Below are 21,892 nucleotides of genomic sequence, written 5' to 3' on the forward strand. Positions count from 1 at the left end.
CCTCCCGATTTTCGTGCGGCCCAGGGGCCGCACGAAAATCGCTCAGTCCAGAAGCCGGCGCGATCTCGCGAGTGGCTGGGTTCACGTCTGACCGCTGATCGGGGTTAACGGTCCCTTCCTGGCTCGGCCGGGAAGGGACCGTTCGTTTTTCAACCCCGGTAACTCGCGCCGCGGCCCACCCGACTCACCGGACATGACGGACCCGGCGAAGGTCTTCTTCAGCGATCCGAGCTACGACGGCCAGTTCGCGCGCACGCTCAACGCCGCGGTGGTGCACGCGGCCGACCTCGGTGAGGCGTTCGCGACCGCGCGCGGCCTCGGCAAGCTCTCCGGCGGCGGCTGGTACGACGCGTGGTCGGCCACCGCGGACCGCGCGCGTGTCGTGGCGGACTCGGCGCTGGCCGCGGGGGACCGCGTGAGCGCGCGCCACGCGTTCCTGCGCGCGAGCGAATACTTCCGGCAGGCGTACTTCTTCATCCGGTCCGATGTGGACGATCCGCGGCTGCAGTCCGCGTACCGCGGTCACGTCGAGGCGTTCGCGGAGGCCGCGAAACTCCTCGAACACCCCGCCGAAGCGGTGCGGATCCCGTACGAGGACACGACTCTGCACGGCTATTTCTTCGCGCCACACGCGTCCAGCACGCCGCGGCCGACCATCGTGCTGCCGTGCGGCTACGACTCCACGGCCGAGTCCGGCTGGCTCGACGTGCCCGGCGCCGTCGACCGCGGCTACAACGTGCTCGTGTTCGACGGCCCCGGGCAGGGCGAGACGCTCTACGTCCAGCACCGTTACCTGCGCCACGACTTCGAAAACGTGCTGACCCCCGTGCTCGACTGGCTGCTCGACCGGCCCGAGGTCGACCCGGCGAAGGTGGTGCTCGTCGGCCGGTCGTTCGCCGGGTACCTCGCGCCGCGCGCGGCGACCGCCGAGCACCGGATCGCCGCGCTCGTGTGCGATCCGGCGCAACCGGACCTCGGCGCGCGGGTGCCGTCCGGCCCGGCCGCGCTGGCGGCCGCGCCCGCGGTGCGGGTGCAGATGCGGCGCAACGCCGACCGCGCGGAGTTCTTCGGTGCCCGCATGGCCGCCCACGGCATCGACTCCGTCCGCGAGTACTTCGCCGAGCTGCGGCGGTTCACCATGCTCGCCGACGCGGCGAACATCACCTGCCCGGCCCTGCTCGTGGAGTCCGAACACGACTTCACGGCCGGCGGCGGCCCAACACTGCGCGAGGCGCTCACCACCAAAGCCCAGGTCGTCCAGCTCACCGCGGCCGAAGGCGTCGACGGCCACTGCGCCGGCCTCGGCCAGCAGGTGTGGACGGGCACCGTCTACCCGTGGCTGTGGAAGACGCTGTGAGATCGCGCCGGCTTCTGGACTGAGCGATTTCCGTGCGGCCCCTTGGCCGCACGGAAATCGGGAGGGAAGAAGCCGGCTTGCGGCGATCTCACCGCCTCGGCGGAGCCGAGGCAGAAGACACTGCTGAAAACCGTTCCCACGCCGATTGCCGCGTCACGCCCAGTGCCTCGCCGATGCGCGCCCACGCGACTCCGCGCGACCGCAGCAGGTCCACCTGGGCCTGGATGCGTGCGTCGGCCTGGGCGCTCACCATGGCCATGCGCGGGATGCTCTGCAGGATCTCGTCGTCGGACTTCCGTTCCCACAGCGTCACTTCCGGCGTGGCCGGCTCGTGTTGCCCGGCGAGGATCTCGCGGCACAGGCCCACGCAGCCGTCGCAGATGTACACACCCGCGCCGGAGATGAGCTTGCTGACCTCGTCGGCGCGCTTGAGGCAGAACGAGCAGTAGCTGTCGTCAGTCATCGAGACCTCCCCAGGAGCATGTCAGGACTCCCCTGACACTAGCCGCGTCAGGGGAGTCCTGACAAGGGTCAGTGGCGACGGGAGCGCAGCGCCTCAATCACGTCGTCGTCCCAGCGGTGGGTGCGGATGAGCCGGTAGCGCTCGGCGGCGACCCACAGGTAGGCCTCGGCGTCGGTGCGGTCGCCGACCAGGTCGGCCTGGCGGAGCATGCCGGTGACGGGCGTGAACTCCTCGTCGAACCAGCGCTGCGCGAGGTTGGCGCGATCGGTGAAGCGGCCCTCGTCCTGCATCAGCCGGAAGCCCCACGCCTCCACGTGCTCGCCGAGGTGCGCGTAGTCCCACGGGTCCGACATGATCACCGACGCTCGCGCGTGGCCGGTCAGCGGCACGCGTTCGAGGAACAGCCGCCGGTAGTCCTTCACGATCAGGTCGCCGCGGTAGCGGATGCCGTTGGGGTTGAGCTTCGTGCGCACCGCGGTGACCTGAGCCTCTATTGTGGACAGACCCTGCGCGTGGGCGACGGACACGCGGTGGTGACCGTCGATGATGAAGTGCAGCTCGCCCACGCGGTACACCTCGATCGGCGGGATCGCCTCCCCGCGGCGGGCCGCGAGCGCGAGCCGCTCCCAGCGTTCGCGCACCCGCCCGGACGTGGGGCGGAAGCGACGGTCGAAGTCGCGGCTGCGGTCCACTGTGCCCACGATCGAGTCCAAAGTGATCACTCGCAGCCCGATGCGCGACTCACCGGCGTAACCCAGCGCGTCGACGACTTCGTGGAACGGCAGCATGATGTTCACGTCGTCGGGCTCGCGGCGCAGCCACGTGGACAGTCGCGAAAGGACCTGGCCGCGGCGGGCGCGCAGGAAGTCGTGTTCGGCGTCGGCGCGCGGGAAACCCGTGGGTCTGGTCATCGCGGGAACTCCATGATCCGGTGGCCCACCACGTTGCGCACGCGGGTGGTGCCGACCACACGGTCGGGCACCGGTTCGCCGTGCGGGTGGATGTGGCCGTGCAGCAGCCAGCGCGGCCGCAGCGTGGCGATCGTGCGGTGCAGGCAGGCGAAACCGCGGTGCGGTGGGTCTTCGCGGTCCCCGAGGTGCAGCGGAGGGGAGTGGGTGAGGAGCACGTCGACCTCGTGCCCGTCGCGGCGGCGCCACTTCGCGCGCCATTCGAGCCCGCGGGCCCGGCGCGACTGCTGGCGTTGAGTCCACTGGTTCGGGCCCTCGTTGTACCGGATCGAGCCGCCGAGCCCGGCGAACCGGAGCCCTGCGACGTCGACCACGCGTCCGTCGGCGTTGATCCCGCCCGCGGGGCCGGGCCATTCGGTGGGGAAACCGTCCTTCATGGACAGTCCGCCGTAACGGGTGTAGCCGCTCAGGTCGGGATCGTGGTTGCCCGGCACGAACACGCACGGCACGTCGAGCGCGCCGGCGAGGAACTCGAGGTAGTCGTAGGGCAGGTCGCCGGCGGCGACCACGAGGTCGACGTCGAGCGAGCGGACCGCACCGGTCCACAGCCGCTCGTCGACCTCGTCGGCCACCACCAGCGCCTTGGGCATGCGCCCAGAGTAAGGCCTGGCAGCGTTACTTCACGCGATCACTTCATGCCGTGAGAGAAACCCGGGTTGAGGGTGATCACGGTGATGATCCCGAGGATCCAGACGATCCCGAGGGTCAGGGCCCAGAACTTGAGGTTGGTCAGCAAACGAGGCATGGGAGTACTCCTGTAGCGCTACCGGGTGAAGGAACGGGGACCGAGTGGCGGCCTAGAGCCAGCCGTTCTTCCGGAATATTCGGTACAGGAGCAGGCAGATCGCGAAGATCACCGTGACCGCGATCGGGTAGCCGAACTTCCAGTGCAGCTCGGGCATGTAGTCGAAGTTCATGCCGTAGATCCCCGCGCCCATCGTGGGCACGGTGATGATCGCGGCCCACGCGGTGATCTTGCGCATGTCGGTGTTCTGCTGCAGCGAGATCTTCGCGACGGTGGCGTCGACCAGGGTGCTCAGCAGCTCGTCGAACGCCGCCACGCGCTCGGACACGGTCACGAGGTGGTCGGCGACGTCGCGGAAGTACGAGCGCACCTCGTCGGGCACCAGCCGCGTGTAGCCCTCGGCCAGGCGCGAGACGGGCGTGGCGAGCGGCAGCACGGCGCGGCGCAGCTCCAGCACTTCCCGCTTCATCAGGTAGATCTGCTCGGCGCTCACCAGCGAGCGCGGCGCGAACACCTGCGCCTCGATCTCGTCGATGTCGGACTCGATGCGGCTCGAGACCTCGAGGTAGTGGTCCACCACGTGGTCGGCGATGGCGTGGACCACCGCGGCCGGGCCGAGGCTCAGGCGCTCCTGGTCGTCGTCCATGTCGCGGCGCAGCCGGGCGAGGCCGGAGTGGTTGCCGTGGCGCACGGTGATCACGAAGTCGCGGCCGAGGAACACCATGAGCTCGCCGGTCTCGACGATCTCGTTGGCCGTGGTCGGCGACTCGTGCTCCACGTAGCGGACGGTCTTGAGCACCAGGAAGAGCGTGTCGTCGTAGCGCTCGAGCTTCGGCCGCTGGTGGGCTTCCAGCGCGTCTTCCACGGCCAGCTCGTGGAGCCCGAACGTGTCGGCGATGCCCTGGATCTGCTCTCCGTCCGGTTCGTGCAGTCCGATCCAGACGAACCCCGCGTGCCGCTTGCGCACCTCTTTGATGGCGTCGGAATGCGTCCAGCGGCCGGGCAAGCGCGCGCCGTCGACGTACACCGCGCAGTCGACGACGTACGCCGACAAGGGCACAGGGATCGGCCGCTCGAGCATCGGCTTGGTGCGGCTGCCGCCGCGGCCGCGAAGGCCTCCGAGGGAGGGGATGGCAGGCATGGGATCTCCTGGGCTGGCGTCGTGGTGGAACACGAAGACGACGGCCAGGCGGACTTCAGCGTCCGTCCGGCATCACCGGCGTTCCCTGTTCGCCGGACCTACCAGGAGAAAAATCGGCCGGCCGGCTCGGCGGGAACGCTGGGACTACTAGGGAGCGGACTATCGCCACTACTCATGGGGCGTTCCTCACCTCCTTCAGGCCGGCGCGATCGTAAGACGCGGAGAGTGGTGGGGCTCGCGTTGACGCACGAACACCAATGGTCGAGGGTACTCCTCACCACCGGTGAGTGTCGCAAGTGGCTCAGGCGGCGTTACCTAGGCACGGAGTTGTTCGAGGAGGAGCACGGGTGGCCATCGCCCTGGAAGAGATCAAGCAGCGGTTGCGCAGGTTCGCCGAGGTCGAGGCGCGCGGCGTCTCGCCGCTGTACGACCACCTCGCCACGCAGTCGGCCGAGGACGACGACGTCGCCGGCCTGCTCACCGACGCTCGCGGCGGCGAGGCCCGCGGCACCCTGCTACTGGCCGCGGCCCACCGCCTCATCCAGGCCGACCCGATCCACCCGCTGTCGCGCTACTACCCGTCACTGGGCGGTTTCGACGGTGTGGACAACGAGACCTGGCCGCTGTTCCGCACCTTCCTGCTGGAGCGCGCGGACAAGGCCCGTCAGATCATTTCGACGCGCTACACCCAGACCAACGAGGTCCGCCGCGCGTCGCTCGTGTACCCCGCGGTCGCGGCGGCCGCGAAGGAAGCGGGCGGCAAGATCGCCCTGCTCGAGGTCGGCTGCAGCGCGGGTCTGCTGCTCGGCCTCGACCGCTTCTCCTACCGCTACCAGTGCGACGGCGGCGAGCAGCTCGTCGCCGGACCCGCCAAGGCCGCCGTCGGCCTGCACTGCGCCCTGGACCTCGCGCCCGGCGCGGTGCTGCCGAAGCTGCCTAAGAGGGTCTCCATCGCCGCGCGCGCCGGTCTGGACCGAGCCCCCGTCGACCTCGCCGACGAAGACGAGCTGGCCTGGCTGGAAGCCTGCGTCTGGGCCGACCAGCCGGACCGCATCCGGCTCCTTCGCACGGCCGCCGCGGAACAGCGCAAGCACGTCCCGCCCCTGATCGCCGGCGACGGCGTGGACGACCTGGCCGCGGCCGCGGCGACGTTGCCGGCCGAGCTGCCGCTGGTGGTCCTCACCAGCCACGCGCTGGCGTACTTCGGCGACCGCCGGGCCGACTTCGTGGCCGCGTTGGCTTCGCTCGCGGCTACGCGCCCCCTGTGGTGGGTCACGGAGGGCTCTTACTCGGCCGGCCTCAAGCTCGTGCTGCCGGATCGCACCGACCTGGACGCCCCGGCGCCCGGCTTGTCGGACCCCTGCGTGCTCGGCCTGGTCTCGTGGTCCGACGGCAAGCCGGTGGCCCGTGCGCTGGCTCGGACCTCGCCGCGCGGGCAGCGCATGACCTGGCTGCCCGCCTGACGGTTCGCGCAGGCGCATCAGCTGCACACTGTGTCACCTGTGTCACATTCACCCCATTGGTCACACTCGCGCACCGCACGCCCATGCGTCGTCACATGCACAGGCACTGATGTGGAATTGCTCAACCCGCATTTCCCGTGCTCATCCGGCGATCGGTGCGGGGATAACACCATTCACCGACGTACGAAATCCACGAACATTCGCGCAAGCAATCGGCGCACCGCGGAAATGCACCGACTTGACTCAGGCTCTCGGTAACGCACCCCAGTCACGCAGCGTGATGAAAAGCAAGTGGACGAGCAGGCCCGAGGCGTCCAGTTCCACCAGTTCGGCCGAGTCGACCCAGCGGGCGTCGTCGGCGTCGTCGCCGGCGGTGAGGGTTCCGGCCGCGACGGTGCACTCGTAGTCCCGGATGTCGTAGGGACCGCGGGCGACCATGCCCACGAATGTGTGCGGTGTCACGTCGAGTCCGGTCTCTTCCCGCAGCTCGCGGACGACAGCTTCGGTGTCCGTTTCGCCCTGTTCGACCCGGCCGCCGGGCAACGACCACAGGCCCTTGCCCGGATCGTGACCGCGCTGGATGAGCAGCAGTCTGCCCTGGTCGTCGAACACGATGCCGCCCACGCAGGGCACTCGGATGGTCATGAGTGTCAACCCCTGGATTCGTCACGCTGTACACGGAGAGTAGCCATACGGTACACTTCGGACGGCCTGCTGACCCATGCGCGGGACTTTCCTGCCGCGTGGGTGGTTGGTGCGGTACAACGTAGAAAGTCAGTTTTCCGGTGCCACGTTTAGAGACGGGATTGATCGCTGTGAACGCGAAGAAGCTTGCGGGTCTCGTGGGTATCGCGTTGGTGCTGTTCTTCGTGATCGCTCAGCCGAACCAGGCGGCAGGACTCGTCGGCAACATCGTCGAATTCCTCCGTAGCTCGGCCGAATCGGTGGTCTCGTTCGTCAGCAACGTGTTCAACGGCTGACGGAGGATAACCTCGAGACATGTTCGCGCCACGCGACCCCGACGAGTACCTGCTCGACACTGAGCGGCGGGTCATCCGCATCCGCCGCCACTGGGCAGTCCTGCTCTGGGACACGTTCGAGGCGGCGGCCCTGCTCGCCGTCTGCGTACTGGTCTCGTACCTGCTGCCACCGTCGTTGTGGGTGGTGCAGAACATCCTCTGGTACGTCGCGCTGCTGGTCGTGCTGCGGTTCGCCTACGCGGTGGTCCAGTGGTGGGTCGAGCGGCTTGTCGTCACGGACAAGCGGTTCGTGCTGACCAAGGGCGTCATCACCACGAAGGTGCTGATGATGCCCATCACGAAGGTCACCGACCTCACCTACGAGCGGCCCGGCTGGGGCCGGGTGCTCGGTTACGGGACGATGGTCGTCGAGTCCGCCGGTCAGATCCAGGCGCTGAACCGCATCGACTACCTGCCTCGGCCCGAGGAGTTCTACGACACGATCTCGGAGCTCGTGTTCGGCGACAAGCAGAAGCAGGCCGAGCGCTTCTCCATGATCAAGGCGCAGCGTGCCGCGAGGGGCAAGAAGCCCGTCGGCTGACCTGCGGGCGTTGTCCCAGGTACCGGCGTCGCTGTGACGCAGCGCATCGTTGAGAATGGTCACGATGCGCATCGACCTGCACGCCCACTCCACTGCCTCCGACGGCACCGACAGCCCTGCCGGGCTCGTCGAAGCCGCCGTCCGGTCCGGCCTCGACGTGGTCGCGATCACCGACCACGACACCACCGCCGGCTGGGCTCCGGCGGCGGCGGCCGTCCCGCCCGGGCTGACTCTCGTCCCCGGCGCCGAGCTGTCCACCGTGTCCGTCGACCCGGAAACGGGCTGGCGGATCAGCGTGCACCTGCTCGCGTACCTCTTCGACCCGACCGCGCCCGCGCTGGTCGCCGAGCAGACGCGCCTGCGGGCCGAACGCCGCACGCGGCTGCGCGCGATGGCGGCCCGCATGGCCGCCGACGGTCTCCCGATCGACGCCGACGAGATCATGGGCCTGCTGCCCGCCGACTCGCCGGCCGGCCGGCCGCACCTCGCGCAGGCGCTCGTGCGCGCCGGGCTGGTGTCGAGCGTCGACGAGGCCTTCGCGGAGTACCTCGGCAGCCGCCGCGGCTACTACGTGCCGCGCCACGACACCCCCGTCGAAGAGGCGATCGACATGATTGTCGCCGCTGGTGGCGTCACGGTGATCGCGCACCCGTTCGCCTACAGCCGCGGCGCGACGATCAGCGAGGACACCCTGCGTGACCTCGCCCGCCGCGGCCTGACCGGCGTCGAGGTGGATCACCCCAACCACGAGCCGGCCACGCGCGTCCGCACGCGTGAGCTCGCCGACGAGCTGGGGCTCATCCGCACCGGGTCGAGCGACTACCACGGCACGAACAAGACGATCGGCCTCGGCCAGGAGACGACCGACCCCGGTCAGTTCGAGCAGCTCGTCGCGCGCGCCACCGGGTCGCAGATCGTGAAGGGCTGAGATGGGCGTCGCGCAGTTCTTCGACGCGAAGCTGTTCATCAGCGCCACCATCACGCTCATCGTGATCATGGACCCGCCGGGCACGGTGCCGGTGTTCCTGAGCCTCGTCGGCCGCAAGCCGATGGCCACGCGCGTGAAGGCGGCGCGCCAAGCGGTGTTGGTTTCGCTGCTGGTCATCACGCTGTTCGCTGTTGCCGGGCAGGCGATCCTCGCGTACCTCGGCATCGGCATCCCCGCTTTGCAGGGCGCCGGCGGCCTGCTGCTCCTGCTCATCGCGCTGCAGCTGCTCACGGGCAAGGGCGGCAACGAACCCGAAGCGACCGACGACGTCAACGTGGCCCTCGTGCCCCTCGGCACGCCGCTGCTCGCCGGCCCGGGCGCCATCGCGGCGACGATCGTGTTCGTCCGCCAGGCCGACGGCCACCTCGGCGCCTACATCGCGCTGGGGTGCGCGATCATCGCCGTGCACTTCGTGATCTACACGTGCATGCGCTTCTCGGGTGTGGTCATCCGGCTGATCAAGGAAAGCGGCATCACGCTCGTCGCGAAGATCGCGGGTCTGCTGCTGGCGGCGATCGCCGTGGAACTGGTGGCGAACTCCGTGAAGGGCTTCATCGCCGGGAACTTCTAGGCTCGGACAGGTCGCTCGCCGCGGCGTGGACCCGGCCGAGCAGGGTCAGCAGCCGCTCTCGCTCGGCGTCACTGAAGCCGGCCGTGAGCTTGGTTTCCAGCTCATGCCGCTCGGCCTCCACCGGCTCCTGCAACGCGCGCCCGGCGTCGGTGAGCCACAGCCGTACCAACCGGTTGTCCTTCTCGTCGCGGCGGCGCGTGAGCAGGCCGGCGGCGGTCATCCGCGTAGCCATCTTCACGACGGTGGGCGTGGTGACCCGCACCTGCGCGGCGATCTCGCCGGGCGTGGCTCCGTCGTGAACCCAGAGCGCGGCGAGCAGCACGTTCTGGCCCTCGTGCAGGCCGTGGGCGCGCATCGCTGCGTCGGAAAGCGCGCGGACCGTTTTGTGCGTCTTGCTGAACAGGTCGAGGAACTCCGGCATCACGCCTCCTCAATCGATTGACGGCTAATCATTTCCCGGCTAACGTTTCTCGTGAAGTCATTAGTCGGCAAACGACTTGGGGAACTCATGCTACTGGTCACCGGAGCCACCGGAAACATCGGTCGTGATCTCGTCCGCGAGCTGGCAGGGACGGACGTCCGTGCACTCACCCGCGATCCCGCTCGCGCGGCAGACCTGCGCGCGGAGGTCGTCGCCGGGGACCTGGAAGACCCGTCGACGCTGCCGGCGGTGTTCGCGGGGGTGGAGAGGTTCTTCCTGCTGACACCCGGGCTGGGCACTTCCGGCGTGGCCAACGCTCTCGCGGCGGCACGCGAGGCCGGCGTACGGCACGTCGTGCACCTGTCGTCGAGCAACGTGCTCGGCCACCCGATGCCGATGATGGGCCGGTGGCACCACGAGCGCGAGGAACTCGTGCGGGCGTCGGGGATCCCGTTCACGATCCTGCGGCCGGGCGGGTTCATGCTGAACGCGTTGGAGTGGCGGGAATCCGTCCGAGAGGGCTACGTGCTGGACGCCTTGGGGCCCGGCCGGTTCGCGCCGATCGACACGGCGGACATAGCGGCGGCGGCGGCTCGGGTGCTGACCTCGGACGGGCACGAGGGCGCCGCGTATGTGCTGGACGGTGGCGAGCTGATGACGGTGGCGGAGCAGGTGGCGGTTCTGTCCAGGGCGCTGGGGCGCTCGATCGAAGTGCGGGAGCCTACTTCGCCGGAGGAGATCGTGCGGTCGCGTTTCCCCGCGGGCGCGCCGCCGGCCCTCGCCGAGGCGTTGCTGGAGACCGCCGCGCTCATGCGCGCCGACGTCGAAGGTTCGCGCACCGACACGGTTTCGCGGCTGCTGGGGCGTGAGCCGCGGACGTTCGCCGCGTGGTGTGAGCGCAATGCGGCGGCGTTCGGTTGAGAGCCGCCCCCGCGCCGGAAAGTGTCGGTGGTGGTGCGTAGCGTGGACGCCGGAACCGAACGGGGGTCGAGTGAAGGAACAGCTGGGGTTCGATTTCGGCGTCGAGCAGCCGCAGCGGCTCACGAAGGTGTCGCCGGCGCGGCTGAGCACGTTCGAGGATTGCCCGCGCCGCTACCGCCTGAGCTACCTGCAGCGCCCCACGCCGCAACGCACCGGCCCGTGGGCGCACAGCACGCTGGGCGCGGTGGTGCACAACGCGTTGCGGGCGTTGTTCGACCTGCCCGCCGCCAAGCGCACCGCGCAGCGCGCGATGGCGCTCGTGGGCGAGTACTGGAAGGACGCGGGGTTCGAGGACGCCGAGCAAGCCGCGCGCTACCGGGCGCGGGCCAAGGGCTGGGTCGGGGAGTACGTGGAGGACCACGACGTCACCGAGGACCCGATCGGCCTCGAGCGCTGGGTGTCCGCGCCGGTTAGCACCACCGGTGGGCAGCCCACGATGATCATCGAGGGCCGCGCCGACCGCATCGACCGGCGCGGCGACGAGCTGGTCATCGTCGACTACAAGACCGGCCGACGCGCTCCCGACGAGTACGAGGCCCGCGCTTCGCAGGCGTTGGCCATGTACGCGGTGGCTTCTTCGCGCACACTTCGCATGCCCTGCACCAAGGTCGAGCTCCACCACCTGCCCACCGGCACGATCGCCGCGGCCGAACACACGCCCGACTCGCTCCGCCGCCAACTCCAACGCGCAGAAGAAACCGCGGGCGACTTACGCCTGGCCACGGATACCCTCGACGCAGGCGCCGACGGCGACGCCCTGTTCCCCGCCCGCCCCGACCGCCGCTGCTCCTGGTGCGACTTCCGCCCGAGCTGCCCGGAAGGCCAGCAGGCCGCGCCCGCGTCCCAACCGTGGGACCTCCTGGCGCCTTGACCGCCCTCCCTTCGAGCCGACGATTGGACGGACCCCCCACCGTGGCCTCACCCGACACCGAGGAACTGACCGCCGCCCCCTTGGCCGCGGCGGACGTCGCCACTCGCGAGGGCACCCCTCCGTCGGACGCCCACGCCGAAGCTCCGCCGGCGGAGGCTGACGAGCACGGTGAGCCCTCGGAACCTGTTGCGGACGCGTCTGTCGCCGAGTCGCCGGCCGTCGACGCCGAGCCCGACCCGACCACGGCGACGCACGCGGCCGAGACGCCGGCCGAGTACGTGCCCGTCGCGGCGCCACAGCGGATCGAGGCCGTCGGCGCGGGGAAGCCGCGCGGGCGGTGGTGGCGGGGGTTCACCGGGTCGATCGCCGCGGGACTGGCCGTGCTGGCGGTGGGTGTGCTGGGTGTCGGCGCGGTCTGCCTCGCCACCGGGGCGCCGGGGCCGAGCGTGCTGTTGCTGGTGGGCCACCCCGTCGCCGCGGTGGTCGCGTTGGTGCTGCAGCGGGTCGCGGATCGGCGCTACGGCCGCGCCGCGGGGCTGGCGGGCATCGCGGTACTGTTGGTCGCGTTCGTGGCGCTCACCGTGTTCTGGTGGTCCTGACCCGGGTGCTGTCCGACGACGAAGCGGCAGAGCTGTACGACGTCCTCAACAGCTGGGGCGACTTCCCCGCGGATCACTTCTACGACGCCCTCGTCGAGCGCGCGCACAACGTCCTCGATATCGGGTGCGGCACCGGCGGCATGCTGCACCACGCCCGCGACCGAGGCCACCGAGGCCGGCTCGTCGGCCTCGATCCCGATCGCGCGGCGCTCGCCCGGGCAGGGCGGCGCACGGACGTCGAGTGGCGGGAAGGAACCGCCGCCACGCTCACCGCCGAAGCCGAGTTCGACCTCGCCACGATGACTGGCCACGCGTTCCAGTGCCTCACCACCGACGAAGACCTGCGCGACTCCCTCACCGCCATCCGTCGCGCGCTACGGCCCGGCGGACGGTTCGCGTTCGAGACGCGCCACCCGCAGGCAAAGGCTTGGGAGGACTGGACTCCCGCTCACCCGGTCACCGTCTCCCAGCCGCGTCGCCTCCGGCTGTGGCACGAGGTCGAGTCGGTCGTCGGCGGCGTTGTCACGTTCACTGAGACCGCCGCCGACCCCGAAGGCACCGTGCGGCGCGTCGACCGCGCGGCGCTGCGGTTCCTCGGCCCGGCCGAGCTGGACGAGTTCCTCGCCGCGGCGGGATTCGTCGTCGAGGAGCGGTTCGGCGACTGGGAAAGCGGCCCCCTGACGGAGCAGAGCCGCGAGATCGTCACGATCGCTAGCGCAGTGCGGCCACCACAGGACCGCGCTGCTCAAGCAGCACCGGCCCCAAAGCCGTAAGCCGCACAACCCCGCGGTACGCCCCACGGTCGACGCCGACCGTGCGGATCGTGGCGCCGTTGGATTCGTTGAGCACGGCCAAACCGCCGTTGATGGGGACGACGAGCTGGCGGGCGAAGGTGATGCCGGGGCCGCGGGTGCTGTCGAGGGTCCAGCGCGGGGTGAGGTCGTCGCGCGACAGGGCGACGGTCTTGGTGCCCGTGAACCAATACACGCCGCTGTCGGTGCGAGTGGTCTGTTCGATGCCGCGCGGCGGGTCGCCCGCCAGGTCGCTCGCGGGCAGGTCCATCGGGTACGCGGAACGCTCGTTGCCGTCCGGGCCGTAGATGACCAGGAGCTTCTGGTCGGGCAGCAGCACGGCCGTGAAGTCGCCGGACATGGCGATCACGCGGGCGCGCGAGCCGGCCAGGATGCTGCTGAAGACGACCTGCGGCTCGTCCTCGTGTTCGGCCGTGGCCTTGTAAACGGTGAGGCGGTCGTGCGGATCGCCGGGGCAGCGCTCGATCACGCCGACCTTCTCGGCGGCCGCGGCGACCGTGCCGTACGTGCAGCCTGTGCGCGGCTGTTTGTTCGGGTTGACCATGAACGGGACCTGGCCGTACTCCATGCTCTTCACGAGGTCATCGCGCCAGGTGTCGAGCAGGTGCTTGCCGGTGGTGGTCACGTGGCTGCCGTCGCTGACGAGCTGGGTGCCGAGCTCCGCGTCGCCGTTGCGCTGGGCCGTGATCTGGCCCGTGGTGGGGTCGAGCTGCGTGACCTCGCTGCAGCCCATTGCCTTGTGGTACACCGCGTTCACGCGGCCCCACGCGGTGTCCACAGTGCACAGTTGCAGGTTCTCGCGCGTGTAGTGCCAGCGGATCTGCCCGGTGAGCGGGTCGCGGCCCGCGACCTCGCCGCCGTCGGCGGTGGTCACGGTGTCGCCCTCGCCGATCGGCACGGGCGTGGCCGAGCTGGGCGCCTGCCACAGCTGCGCCATCGAACCCGGCACGGCCGTGGGCGCCGGCGGCAACGTCGGCGGCGGGGAAACGAGCGCGCGGCTCGTGTGCAGGTTGTCGCTGTTCAACGCGACAACCAGCGCCACGACCACCACGACCACGGCGACCAACGCCGCGATCACGCGGTCCCGCCCGCGGTTCCACGGCGAGCGCCGCACGCGAACGGGAGGCCCCGTCACAGTGCTCGCAGAGCTCTGCGACGGGGGCAAAACATCTTCGGTGCCGAGGGGGCGGTGTGAAACCACCCCGGAGTCCGAAGGCGGTACAAAGGCCGGAACGTCCGGTTCAGACTGGTCCGGTGCGCCGTCTTCGTGGTCGCTCACGTACCTGACTCCCGCCGTCGGCTCCGCTGGTCCCCTCAGTCTGCCGACGCAGGTGTATCAGACGTCGCGGAGGGGCGGCGACGACGGCGCCGACGTGCCGGACGCTCACCCGTTTCTCCGGTTTCGCCCGAAGCCGAGGCCGACGCGGTGGCCGCGCCGGCAGGGCCGGTCGACTCCCCACCGCCACCACCACGGGTGCGGCGACGCGAGCGCGAGCGCTCCTCACCCGAACCCGAACCCGAACCCGACGCAGCGGAGTCGGAGGAAGCAGTAGCGTCCGCCTTCTCGACCGCCTCAGCCGCATTCGCACCACCACGGGTGCGCTTGCGCGGAGCCCGCGTGCGCTTGCGCGGCGCGGCGTCGTCGTCAGAAGCAGAACCGGCGCCCCGGCCACCACGGCCACGGCGCTTGCCACCCAGGTCCTCTTCCTCCTCGGCGGCCAGCCCGGCGCGGGTCCGCTTCGCGAGCGGGAGCCGGCCGGTGGTGCCCTCCGGGATGCCGAGGTCGCTGAACAGGTGCGGCGACGACGAGTACGTCTCCACCGGCTCCGGCTTGTCCAGACCCAGCGTGTCGGAGATCAGCTTCCAGCGGGGCATCTCGTCCCAGTCGACGAGGGTGACCGCGACACCCGTGCGCCCCGCGCGGCCGGTGCGGCCGATGCGGTGCACGTAGGTCTTCTCGTCGTCGGGGCACTGGTAGTTGATGACGTGCGTGACGTCGTCGATGTCGATGCCGCGAGCCGCGACGTCGGTGGCCACCAGCACGTCGACCTTGCCCGAGCGGAACGCGCGCAGCGCCTGTTCGCGAGCGCCCTGGCCGAGGTCACCGTGCACGGCGGCGGCCGCGAAGCCGCGTTCCACCAGGTCGTCGGCCACCTTCTGCGCGGTGCGCTTGGTGCGGCTGAAGATCATGGTGAGCCCGCGGCCCTCGGACTGCAGCACCCGGGCGATGACCTCCGGCTTGTCCATCGAGTGCGCCCGGTAGACGAACTGCGTGGTGCGCTCGTGGATCGCGCTCGCGTCGTTTTCCTCGGCGCGGATGTGCGTGGGCTGACGCAGGAATGTGCGCGCCAGCGTGATGATCGGGCCCGGCATCGTGGCGGAGAACAGCATGGTCTGCCGTTCGTCCGGCACCATCCGCAGGATGCGCTCGATGTCGGGCAGGAAGCCAAGGTCGAGCATCTCGTCGGCCTCGTCGAGCACGAGCCCGCGGACCTTGCCCAGCACCAGGTGCTGCTGCTCGGCCAGGTCGAGCAGGCGGCCCGGGGTGCCGATCACGACGTCGACGCCCTTGCGCAGCGCCTCGATCTGCGGCTCGTACGGCCGCCCGCCGTAGATGGCCAGCGTGCGGATGCCGAGGTGCTTGCCGGCGCCCTTGAGGTCGTTGGCGACCTGGATGCACAGCTCGCGGGTCGGGACCACGACCAGCACCTGCGGGGTGCCGTCGCCGGGCACCTGCACGCGGTGCAGCAGCGGGACGCCGAAGCCCAGCGTCTTGCCCATGCCGGTGCGGGCCTGGCCGATGAGGTCGTCGCCCGCCATGGCCAGCGGCAGCGTGAGCGCCTGGATGGCGAACGTGCGCTCGATGCCGGCCTCGCCCAGCGCCTTCACGATCTCCGGCTTCACGCCGAACGAGGCGAAGGTGGGTGCCTCGGGCTCGACCTCGACGCCCGCCTGCAGCGGGTGCGAGGTGTCGAGCGCGGCCGGGCCGGTCTCGCTGTGCTCCAGCGCGACTGCGGGGGTGGTGGTTTCTTCGGTTGTGGACTGTTCTGCGGTCAGGGTGATCGCCTCTCTCGTGACCAGCGCGCACAGGCCGGTTGTCACTCGACACTCGACCGGGGGGTCTGGGCAGGCACCTTGAGGATCCGGCGCCGCAGCCGCCCTCCCGGGAATGCCGCTGGAGGCGTGCACGCACAATTGCAGCGAGCCCCGGCAGCCCTGGTGGCGCCGGTCGCCCGCCTGTTTCCCGCAGCCAGAAGACGTGCGGAAGCCTTGTCAATTCTTCCGCAGTGTACCTGGTCAGGAGTTTTTCAACACTACCGGGCGCGACGGCGCGGCGTGGGATCGGTCTCTTCACGGCGTCGACCACGGGTTCGGCGATACCCTCGTCGCCGTGACCGACCCGAAAGAGATCAGCGAAGGCGTCGTCGACCTGCTCGGCGTGATCGCCTATCTCGAGCTTTCCGCGTTCGACCGGATGGCCGAGGACGCCCGCACCGCGCCGACGCTCGCCGGCCGCGCCGCGCTCGCCTCCATGGCCGCGGCCGAGATCGGTCACTTCGACATGCTGTCGGCCCACCTCGCCGCCCACGGCGTGTCCGTCGACGACGCCATGCGCCCTTTCGTGGCCCAGGTCGACGCGTGGCACGCCTCGACGCGGCCAAAGTCGTGGCTGGAATCGCTGGTCAAGGCCTACGTCGGCGACGGCCTCGCGGCGGATTTGTACCGCGAGATCGCCAGCTGGCTCGACCCGGAAACGAAGGACCTGGTGCTCACCGTCCTCGCCGACACGGGTCATTCCGCGTTCGCCGAGCGCGAAGTCGCCGCGGGCATCAAGGCCGACCCGAAGGCGCGAGACAAGCTCGCTTTGTGGGGCCGCCGGCTCCTGGGCGAGGCCCTCACACAGGCCCAGTACGTGGTCGCCGAACGCGATGGCCTGGCCGAACTCATCGTCGCGGGCTCCGGCGACCTGTCGGGAATCGCCGGGTTGTTCCGGCGGTTGCAGCAGGGGCACACGAAGCGCATGCAGGCGCTCGGTCTCGGCTGAAGTGCCGGTTCACCACGCGGTGGCGCGACACCGCAGCGCTGCGGTTGGGCTAGCCTTGCCAGGCGTAACGACAACGAATTTCCAGCGGAGGTCCCACGTGGAGGTCAAGATCGGCATCAAGGACACGCCGCGCGAGCTGGTGGTGTCCAGTGGCCAGACCGCCGACGAGGTGGAGAAGCTGGTCGCCGAGGCCCTGACGGCCGGTGACGGGCTCTTCCGCCTCAACGACGAGAAGGGCCGCAAGTACATCGTCCCGTCCGACCGCATCGCGTACGTCGAGATCGCCCCCTCGGACGTCCGCAAGGTCGGCTTCGGCGTCGGCGACTGAGGCTCGCGAGTTCTGGCGGTTCTCGAGTTTTCGCGGTTAACCGAAAAGCCGCCCTGGGCTTTGGCCCGGGGCGGCTTTTTCCTGTCCTGGGGAGCTTTGGCGAGTCGCTGGGCCCCGAATCAGGCAGTCGCCGCTTCGACTTCTTCCAAGCTCGTCGGCACCGAAAACGGCGGCGTGGACGTCCCCGTGATCCGGTACCGCCCCCAGGGGTCCGGATCCGACAGCTCACCGTCGACCGAACGATCCTCCACCGCGACCGTGCAGGCCTTCTTCCGGCCGCCCACCGCCGCGGTCAGCTCGCCCGAGGCGGAAATCCGCCCGTACCAGTGGTAGTACCCGTCGATCGGCTGGAAGTGGCCGCGCAGGTCGACCTGCACAGCCATTTCCATGCCATCGACGACGAGGGTCGCAGTGCCGGCGTAACCGTCTTCGTCGCTCATGAAAGCCTCCCGAACGAAAGAACGAAACGAACTCAGCCCGCGTCGCTGTCCGCCGGGGCGTCGGTCTTGGCACGTCCGAGCTGGACGACCTTGTTCTCCTCCAGCGGCAGGTTCGGGTCGATCACCACGCCGTGCTGGCGGGTGAGCCCGTCGATGGCCGCCCAGATGATCTGCGTGAGGTACTCGACCACGGAGTCGCGGCTCATGGAGCGGCGGTCGAGCCACCACTCGCCGGTGCTCTGGACCATGCCGACGATCCCGTGCGCCCACGGTTCCGCCGCGCCGGAGTCCATGGAGAACATGCGCATGTAGTCGCCGAGCAGGGCGGTCAGCGCGGTGGCGATGACTTCCTTGTCCTCGGCGACGACGTCGGAGTCGCTCACCGTCTTCTCGTGCAGGCCGCCGCGGGCGAGGAGGCGGTAGAGGTTCGGGTGTTCCTCGATCACGGAGAAGAACGCGTCCAGCGCCATCCGGATGCGCGGCACGGGCGCGAGTTCCGCGTTGATCGCCGGGATCAGGCGCTCGAAGAGGATCTCCGTCCCGCGCTGCCCGAGCGCCACGTACAGGTCGGCCTTGTCCTCGAAGTGCCGGTACAGCACGGGTTTCGTGACGCCGGCCTCGGCCGCGACGTCCTCCATGCCCAGGTCCGGACCATGGCTGTCGAGCGCCCGCAGTGCGGCCTCCACGAACTCCGCCCGGCGTGCGATGCGGTGCTTGCGCCACCGGTCCCGCCGGGCGTCACCGGTCGCGGCTTCCCCCGGAGCCGGGTGCTTGCCGGACTGCTTGCTGGAGCGCTTGACACGTTCGATCACCCGGGTCATGCTACCAGAGGTAACTGTTACCTCAAGTTACAGTTATAGGGATGCAGCTATAGGAGAGAGGGCGAGCGATGACGCGGACGCTCAAGGAGACCGACCGGGAGAAGACCGCCGACCGGCTGCTCAAGTCTTCGGCGAACAAGTTCTACGACCCCGATGTCGACATCGACTGGGACGCACCGCTCGTCGACGGCAAGAACTACATCCTCCCCGAGCGTTCGTCGCTCTACGGCACGAAACTCTGGGACGGGCTCACCCCCGAGCAGCGCATCGAGCTCGGCAAGCACGAGGTCGCGAGCGTCGCAACCACCGGCCTGTGGTTCGAGATCCTCTTGATGCAGATGCTGCTCAAGGAGGTCTACGACGAGGACCCCACGAGCTCCCACGCGCAGTTCGCCCTCACCGAGATCGCCGACGAGTGCCGCCACTCCACGATGTTCGCCCGCATGGCCGCGCGCATCGGCTGCCCTGCCTACGGCCCGGTGCCGGCGCTGCGCCAGTTCGCGAAGCTCATGCCCACCATCTCCTACGGCCCCGCCCGCTACGGCGCGATCCTCGTGGCCGAAGAGGTGCTCGACCGCCTGCAGCGCGAGCAGATGGTGGACGAGAACGTGCAGCCGCTGGTGCGCATGGTCAACCGCATCCACGTGCTCGAAGAAGCGCGCCACGTGACCTTCGCGCGTGAAGAAGTCACGCGTGGGATGGCCAAGCTGGGCAAGCACGAGATCGCCTACCAGCAGTTCGTCATCGCGTTGATCTCGTACTTCGTCACGCGCGCGTTCATCAACCCCAACGTCTACAAGGCTGTCGGCATCCGCCCGCGCGAGGGCGTCGAAGCGGCGCTGAACAACCCGCATTGGCGCGCGACGATCGCGTGGGCCGGCGAGAAGATCATGCCGTTCCTCCAGGAGTCGGGCCTGGTCGGCTTGCCGGGCCGCTACTTCTGGAAGAAGTCCTTCCTGCTGCCGGAGGGCAAGTGACCACGCTCGAACGGCTGCGTGATCCGGCGCGCGACCATCGGTTCATGGCCGGCGACGGTGCCGCCCTGCACGTCGAGACGTCCGGTCCGGCAGACGCACCGATCACGCTCGTGCTGGTGCACGGCTGGACGCAGGACCACCGCACGTGGGACGGCGTCGTCCGGCACCTCGGACCGGCCACGCGGGTGTTGCGCTACGACCTGCGTGGCCACGGGGGATCGTCGCCGGCTCGACGGGGGGCGGCGACGATCCCGCGACTCGCGGACGACCTTGCCGAGCTGATCGCCGAACGCGTACCGAACGGACCGCTCGTGCTGGCGGGCCATTCGATGGGCGGCATGACGATCATGGCGCTCGCCGAACGTCATCCGGACCTGGTGAAGGCGCGCGTCGCCGGTGTCGCGTTCGTGGCCACGTCGTCGGGCCAGATGGACCGGATCACGCTCGGCATGCCCGGGCCGGCAGGGGCAATGTCGGCGCGGTTCGAGCGGCGGCTGGCCAAGGCGCTGGCGCACCGCAAGGGCGAACGGCTGCCGTTGAGCCCCGCGATGGTGCGGTCCGGCGCGCGGTTCCTGGTGTTCGGCGACAAACCGAAGCGCGGCGACGTGAACAGCGTCGTCGACCAGCTGCTGTGCGCGCATCCCGCGAGCCTGGGCGAGTTCCAGGACGCGATCTCCGTGCACGACTGCCGCGTGGCCTTGCGCGCGCTGCGGACCGTGCCCGCGGTGGTGCTGGCGGGGGAGAAAGACCGGCTGTGCCCGCTGCCGCACGCGAAGGTGATCGCCGACGAGCTGCCCGACGCCGAGTTCATCCGCTACCCGGGCGCCGGCCACATGCTTCCGCAGGAACGCGCGGCCGAAGTCGCCGCGCGGATCAAGATCCTGCTGGCGGCTGGGATCCTTGCTCCATAAGGGACTTCAACGCCGCGACGGTCGCGGGCACATCCTCGAACACAGGGGTGTGGCCAGTGTCCACTGTGGTCAGTTCCGCGTCAGGCAGGTGCTTCACCAGGTAGCGCGCGTCCGCCACGGACCGAGCCCGGTCGTGGACGCCGTGCAGCACCCGCACCGGACACCGGATCGACGCGAGCTCCGGCGTCAGGTCGAGATCGCGCTGGCTCGTCAGCACCTCCAGCGCGGCCTCCTGCGGCACGCGCGCGGCGTACGCGAGCAGGTCGTCACGCAGCTCCACCGGCAACGGTGAAGCGAACGACCGGTCCAGCACCGCCGCGTGCAGCTCCGGCCCCCAAGCCTGCGAAATCGTCTGAAGGATCCCGTCGACGTCACCGTGGCCCCGCATGTGCGCGCCGGTGTTCGCGAGCAGCAGCCCGGCCACCAGCTCGGGGTGTTTCGCCGTGAGCCGCAACGCGATGCAGCCACCCGTCGAATGCCCCACGAGCAGTACCGGCCGGTCGATCCGCGAAGCGATCCGCTCGGCCACGTCCTCGATCCGCCACGGCCCGGGCGCCGACATCCAGTCCACGGCGTGCACGACGCCCGGCCACGCTCGCGCCAGCGGACCGAAGACCGCCGGGCTGCAGAGCGTGCCGGGGACGGCCACCACGAGCGGGGCCAAGCGCGTCAGCCGTCCTTGAGCGGGAAGCCACCGCCGATGCCGCGCCACGCGAGGTTGGCCGTGAGCGCCACGGCTTCCTCCTGGGACATCGACTGGTTGTGCTGCAGCCAGTAGCGCGCCGAGACCTGCGACATGCCCACCAGGCCCACGGCGAGCAGCCGGGCCTTGTCCTCGTCCAGGCCGGCGTCGGCGGTGATGCTCTCGGTGATGGCCTCGACGCTGGCGGACACCGCGCGGTCCACGGCCTCCTGCACGGCCGGCTCGCCGCGCAGGTCGCTCTCGAAGACCATCCGGAACGCGCCGGCGTCTTCACTCACGAAGTCGAAGAAGGCACCGACCGTGGCCGGCACGCGCTGGCGGTTGTCGCTCGTCGAGTCGAGCGCCCCCTTCACGCGGCTCACCAGGTCGTCGACGTGGCTTTCGAGCAGCGCGATGTAGAGGTCCAGCTTGCCGGGGAAGTGCTGGTACAGCACGGGCTTGCTGACGCCCGCCTCCTCGGCGATCTCGTCCATGGCCGCGGCGTGATAGCCGTTTTCGGCGAAGACGCGTTGCGCGGCCGTCAGCAGCTGGGCGCGGCGTTCGGTCCTGGGCAGCCGAACGCCTCGTTGCTGCAGTCGCGCCATTTCCGTCATTCTTCCTCCCGTCCACGGCTTCGCCGGGCAGTAGCACCGCCGCGTGAAGCGGGTTTGAGATTACTCGCGGGTACGCCCGGAACGCCAAGTGTCGGGCATCCTGAGGTGGTGACCACATCCACGACGCGCCCGGC

Annotated in this window: 26 protein-coding genes; 14 read left to right on the forward strand and 12 right to left on the reverse strand. The window is 69.9% G+C overall.

What is annotated here, in order from left to right; translation table 11 throughout:
• Positions 1-193: 193 nt before the first annotated feature.
• Positions 194-1,357, forward strand: a complete 1,164-nt coding sequence (locus ABZU76_RS19800; RefSeq protein WP_354871399.1) for an alpha/beta hydrolase family protein — start codon at positions 194-196, stop codon at positions 1,355-1,357.
• A gap of 88 nt (positions 1,358-1,445) precedes the next feature.
• Here ABZU76_RS19800 and ABZU76_RS19805 read toward each other — a convergent pair whose 3' ends face one another.
• From ABZU76_RS19805 to corA, 4 genes are all read right to left on the reverse strand, one after another.
• A complete protein-coding gene (locus tag ABZU76_RS19805) occupies positions 1,446-1,820 on the reverse strand; it encodes a ClpX C4-type zinc finger protein (RefSeq protein WP_354871401.1) in 375 nt (124 codons plus the stop codon).
• Between the two features lie 68 nt (positions 1,821-1,888).
• Entirely contained in the window at positions 1,889-2,731 is an 843-nt protein-coding gene (locus ABZU76_RS19810; RefSeq protein WP_354871403.1) for a chromosome partitioning protein ParB, read from the reverse strand.
• Positions 2,728-3,378, reverse strand: coding sequence for a metallophosphoesterase (locus ABZU76_RS19815; protein WP_354871405.1), 651 nt, complete (start codon positions 3,376-3,378; stop codon positions 2,728-2,730). The genes ABZU76_RS19810 and ABZU76_RS19815 overlap by 4 nt, the downstream gene beginning before the upstream one ends.
• Positions 3,379-3,585: 207 nt before the next feature.
• Positions 3,586-4,674: a magnesium/cobalt transporter CorA gene (gene corA, locus ABZU76_RS19820; RefSeq protein WP_220246437.1), complete on the reverse strand. Its 1,089-nt coding sequence runs from the start codon at positions 4,672-4,674 to the stop codon at positions 3,586-3,588.
• A 347-nt stretch (positions 4,675-5,021) separates the two neighbouring features.
• Here corA and ABZU76_RS19825 point away from each other — a divergent pair, with 347 nt between their 5' ends.
• Positions 5,022-6,137 (forward strand): DUF2332 domain-containing protein, encoded by a 1,116-nt coding sequence (locus ABZU76_RS19825; RefSeq protein WP_354871409.1) that lies wholly within the window; start codon positions 5,022-5,024, stop codon positions 6,135-6,137.
• A 243-nt stretch (positions 6,138-6,380) separates the two neighbouring features.
• On the opposite strand, the gene ABZU76_RS19830 is transcribed toward ABZU76_RS19825, so the two are convergent.
• On the reverse strand, positions 6,381-6,782 hold the full coding sequence (locus ABZU76_RS19830) for an NUDIX domain-containing protein (protein ID WP_354871412.1): 402 nt from the start codon (positions 6,780-6,782) through the stop codon (positions 6,381-6,383).
• Positions 6,783-6,952: 170 nt separating this feature from the next.
• Here ABZU76_RS19830 and ABZU76_RS19835 point away from each other — a divergent pair, with 170 nt between their 5' ends.
• The 4 genes from ABZU76_RS19835 to ABZU76_RS19850 are packed head-to-tail and all read left to right on the forward strand — an operon-like array spanning position 6,953 to position 9,256.
• Positions 6,953-7,117, forward strand: a complete 165-nt coding sequence (locus ABZU76_RS19835; protein WP_204091374.1) for a hypothetical protein — start codon at positions 6,953-6,955, stop codon at positions 7,115-7,117.
• Between the two features lie 19 nt (positions 7,118-7,136).
• Positions 7,137-7,697, forward strand: coding sequence for a PH domain-containing protein (locus tag ABZU76_RS19840; RefSeq protein WP_220246440.1), 561 nt, complete (start codon positions 7,137-7,139; stop codon positions 7,695-7,697).
• A 55-nt stretch (positions 7,698-7,752) separates the two neighbouring features.
• Entirely contained in the window at positions 7,753-8,625 is an 873-nt protein-coding gene (locus ABZU76_RS19845) for a PHP domain-containing protein (RefSeq protein ID WP_220246441.1), read from the forward strand.
• Between the two features lies 1 nt (position 8,626).
• Positions 8,627-9,256, forward strand: coding sequence for a MarC family protein (locus ABZU76_RS19850; RefSeq protein WP_354871416.1), 630 nt, complete (start codon positions 8,627-8,629; stop codon positions 9,254-9,256).
• Here ABZU76_RS19850 and ABZU76_RS19855 read toward each other — a convergent pair.
• Positions 9,237-9,677, reverse strand: a complete 441-nt coding sequence (locus ABZU76_RS19855) for a MarR family transcriptional regulator (RefSeq protein ID WP_354871418.1) — start codon at positions 9,675-9,677, stop codon at positions 9,237-9,239. The genes ABZU76_RS19850 and ABZU76_RS19855 overlap by 20 nt on opposite strands.
• A gap of 87 nt (positions 9,678-9,764) precedes the next feature.
• On the opposite strand from ABZU76_RS19855, the gene ABZU76_RS19860 reads away from it, so the two are divergent.
• The 4 genes from ABZU76_RS19860 to ABZU76_RS19875 all read left to right on the forward strand — a co-directional run bounded on the left by ABZU76_RS19860 (position 9,765) and on the right by ABZU76_RS19875 (position 12,901).
• Positions 9,765-10,598: an NAD(P)H-binding protein gene (locus ABZU76_RS19860; protein ID WP_354871421.1), complete on the forward strand. Its 834-nt coding sequence runs from the start codon at positions 9,765-9,767 to the stop codon at positions 10,596-10,598.
• A 70-nt stretch (positions 10,599-10,668) separates the two neighbouring features.
• A complete protein-coding gene (locus tag ABZU76_RS19865) occupies positions 10,669-11,529 on the forward strand; it encodes a PD-(D/E)XK nuclease family protein (protein ID WP_354871424.1) in 861 nt (286 codons plus the stop codon).
• A gap of 41 nt (positions 11,530-11,570) precedes the next feature.
• Positions 11,571-12,128 carry a hypothetical protein gene (locus ABZU76_RS19870; RefSeq protein WP_354871426.1) on the forward strand — a complete coding sequence of 186 codons (558 nt, stop codon included), beginning with the start codon at positions 11,571-11,573 and terminating at the stop codon, positions 12,126-12,128.
• Positions 12,119-12,901 carry a class I SAM-dependent methyltransferase gene (locus tag ABZU76_RS19875; RefSeq protein WP_354871428.1) on the forward strand — a complete coding sequence of 261 codons (783 nt, stop codon included), beginning with the start codon at positions 12,119-12,121 and terminating at the stop codon, positions 12,899-12,901. The genes ABZU76_RS19870 and ABZU76_RS19875 overlap by 10 nt, the downstream gene beginning before the upstream one ends.
• Here the strand turns inward: ABZU76_RS19875 and ABZU76_RS19880 are convergent.
• Positions 12,840-14,219: a hypothetical protein gene (locus ABZU76_RS19880; protein ID WP_354871430.1), complete on the reverse strand. Its 1,380-nt coding sequence runs from the start codon at positions 14,217-14,219 to the stop codon at positions 12,840-12,842. The two genes, ABZU76_RS19875 and ABZU76_RS19880, sit on opposite strands and share 62 nt — an antisense overlap.
• 35 nt (positions 14,220-14,254) lie before the next feature.
• On the reverse strand, positions 14,255-16,042 hold the full coding sequence (locus ABZU76_RS19885) for a DEAD/DEAH box helicase (RefSeq protein ID WP_354871433.1): 1,788 nt from the start codon (positions 16,040-16,042) through the stop codon (positions 14,255-14,257).
• A 289-nt stretch (positions 16,043-16,331) separates the two neighbouring features.
• On the opposite strand from ABZU76_RS19885, the gene ABZU76_RS19890 reads away from it, so the two are divergent.
• Positions 16,332-16,985 (forward strand): ferritin-like fold-containing protein, encoded by a 654-nt coding sequence (locus tag ABZU76_RS19890; protein WP_354871435.1) that lies wholly within the window; start codon positions 16,332-16,334, stop codon positions 16,983-16,985.
• 97 nt (positions 16,986-17,082) lie between these two features.
• Entirely contained in the window at positions 17,083-17,313 is a 231-nt protein-coding gene (locus tag ABZU76_RS19895; RefSeq protein ID WP_220246448.1) for a DUF3107 domain-containing protein, read from the forward strand.
• 119 nt (positions 17,314-17,432) lie between these two features.
• Here the strand turns inward: ABZU76_RS19895 and ABZU76_RS19900 are convergent, their stop codons facing one another.
• Both ABZU76_RS19900 and ABZU76_RS19905 read right to left on the reverse strand, forming a co-directional pair.
• Complete coding sequence (locus ABZU76_RS19900) at positions 17,433-17,753, reverse strand: DUF4873 domain-containing protein (protein WP_354871438.1); 321 nt, start codon at positions 17,751-17,753, stop codon at positions 17,433-17,435.
• Between the two features lie 32 nt (positions 17,754-17,785).
• Positions 17,786-18,574 (reverse strand): TetR/AcrR family transcriptional regulator, encoded by a 789-nt coding sequence (locus tag ABZU76_RS19905; RefSeq protein ID WP_220246450.1) that lies wholly within the window; start codon positions 18,572-18,574, stop codon positions 17,786-17,788.
• A gap of 68 nt (positions 18,575-18,642) precedes the next feature.
• On the opposite strand from ABZU76_RS19905, the gene ABZU76_RS19910 reads away from it, so the two are divergent.
• Together ABZU76_RS19910 and ABZU76_RS19915 are read left to right on the forward strand one after the other, a co-directional pair.
• Complete coding sequence (locus ABZU76_RS19910; RefSeq protein WP_354871441.1) at positions 18,643-19,551, forward strand: diiron oxygenase; 909 nt, start codon at positions 18,643-18,645, stop codon at positions 19,549-19,551.
• 44 nt (positions 19,552-19,595) lie between these two features.
• Complete coding sequence (locus ABZU76_RS19915) at positions 19,596-20,462, forward strand: alpha/beta hydrolase (protein WP_354871599.1); 867 nt, start codon at positions 19,596-19,598, stop codon at positions 20,460-20,462.
• Here ABZU76_RS19915 and ABZU76_RS19920 read toward each other — a convergent pair.
• Together ABZU76_RS19920 and ABZU76_RS19925 are read right to left on the reverse strand one after the other, a co-directional pair.
• Positions 20,425-21,126, reverse strand: a complete 702-nt coding sequence (locus tag ABZU76_RS19920) for an alpha/beta hydrolase (protein ID WP_354871443.1) — start codon at positions 21,124-21,126, stop codon at positions 20,425-20,427. The two genes, ABZU76_RS19915 and ABZU76_RS19920, sit on opposite strands and share 38 nt — an antisense overlap.
• 5 nt (positions 21,127-21,131) lie before the next feature.
• Complete coding sequence (locus ABZU76_RS19925) at positions 21,132-21,758, reverse strand: TetR/AcrR family transcriptional regulator (protein WP_354871445.1); 627 nt, start codon at positions 21,756-21,758, stop codon at positions 21,132-21,134.
• Positions 21,759-21,892: the final 134 nt, after the last annotated feature.

It is taken from the genome of Amycolatopsis sp. NPDC005232 (assembly GCF_040607795.1).
Classification (GTDB): domain Bacteria; phylum Actinomycetota; class Actinomycetes; order Mycobacteriales; family Pseudonocardiaceae; genus Amycolatopsis.

Coding starts and splice junctions, on each gene's coding strand:
- ABZU76_RS19800 (WP_354871399.1), top strand. CDS start 194: ATGACGGACCCGGCGAAGGTCTTCTTCAGCGATCCGAGCTACGACGGC.
- ABZU76_RS19805 (WP_354871401.1), bottom strand. CDS start 1,820: ATGACTGACGACAGCTACTGCTCGTTCTGCCTCAAGCGCGCCGACGAG.
- ABZU76_RS19810 (WP_354871403.1), bottom strand. CDS start 2,731: ATGACCAGACCCACGGGTTTCCCGCGCGCCGACGCCGAACACGACTTC.
- ABZU76_RS19815 (WP_354871405.1), bottom strand. CDS start 3,378: ATGCCCAAGGCGCTGGTGGTGGCCGACGAGGTCGACGAGCGGCTGTGG.
- corA (WP_220246437.1), bottom strand. CDS start 4,674: ATGCCTGCCATCCCCTCCCTCGGAGGCCTTCGCGGCCGCGGCGGCAGC.
- ABZU76_RS19830 (WP_354871412.1), bottom strand. CDS start 6,782: ATGACCATCCGAGTGCCCTGCGTGGGCGGCATCGTGTTCGACGACCAG.
- ABZU76_RS19840 (WP_220246440.1), top strand. CDS start 7,137: ATGTTCGCGCCACGCGACCCCGACGAGTACCTGCTCGACACTGAGCGG.
- ABZU76_RS19845 (WP_220246441.1), top strand. CDS start 7,753: ATGGTCACGATGCGCATCGACCTGCACGCCCACTCCACTGCCTCCGAC.
- ABZU76_RS19850 (WP_354871416.1), top strand. CDS start 8,627: ATGGGCGTCGCGCAGTTCTTCGACGCGAAGCTGTTCATCAGCGCCACC.
- ABZU76_RS19855 (WP_354871418.1), bottom strand. CDS start 9,677: ATGCCGGAGTTCCTCGACCTGTTCAGCAAGACGCACAAAACGGTCCGC.
- ABZU76_RS19860 (WP_354871421.1), top strand. CDS start 9,765: ATGCTACTGGTCACCGGAGCCACCGGAAACATCGGTCGTGATCTCGTC.
- ABZU76_RS19900 (WP_354871438.1), bottom strand. CDS start 17,753: ATGAGCGACGAAGACGGTTACGCCGGCACTGCGACCCTCGTCGTCGAT.
- ABZU76_RS19905 (WP_220246450.1), bottom strand. CDS start 18,574: ATGACCCGGGTGATCGAACGTGTCAAGCGCTCCAGCAAGCAGTCCGGC.
- ABZU76_RS19910 (WP_354871441.1), top strand. CDS start 18,643: ATGACGCGGACGCTCAAGGAGACCGACCGGGAGAAGACCGCCGACCGG.
- ABZU76_RS19915 (WP_354871599.1), top strand. CDS start 19,596: ATGGCCGGCGACGGTGCCGCCCTGCACGTCGAGACGTCCGGTCCGGCA.
- ABZU76_RS19925 (WP_354871445.1), bottom strand. CDS start 21,758: ATGACGGAAATGGCGCGACTGCAGCAACGAGGCGTTCGGCTGCCCAGG.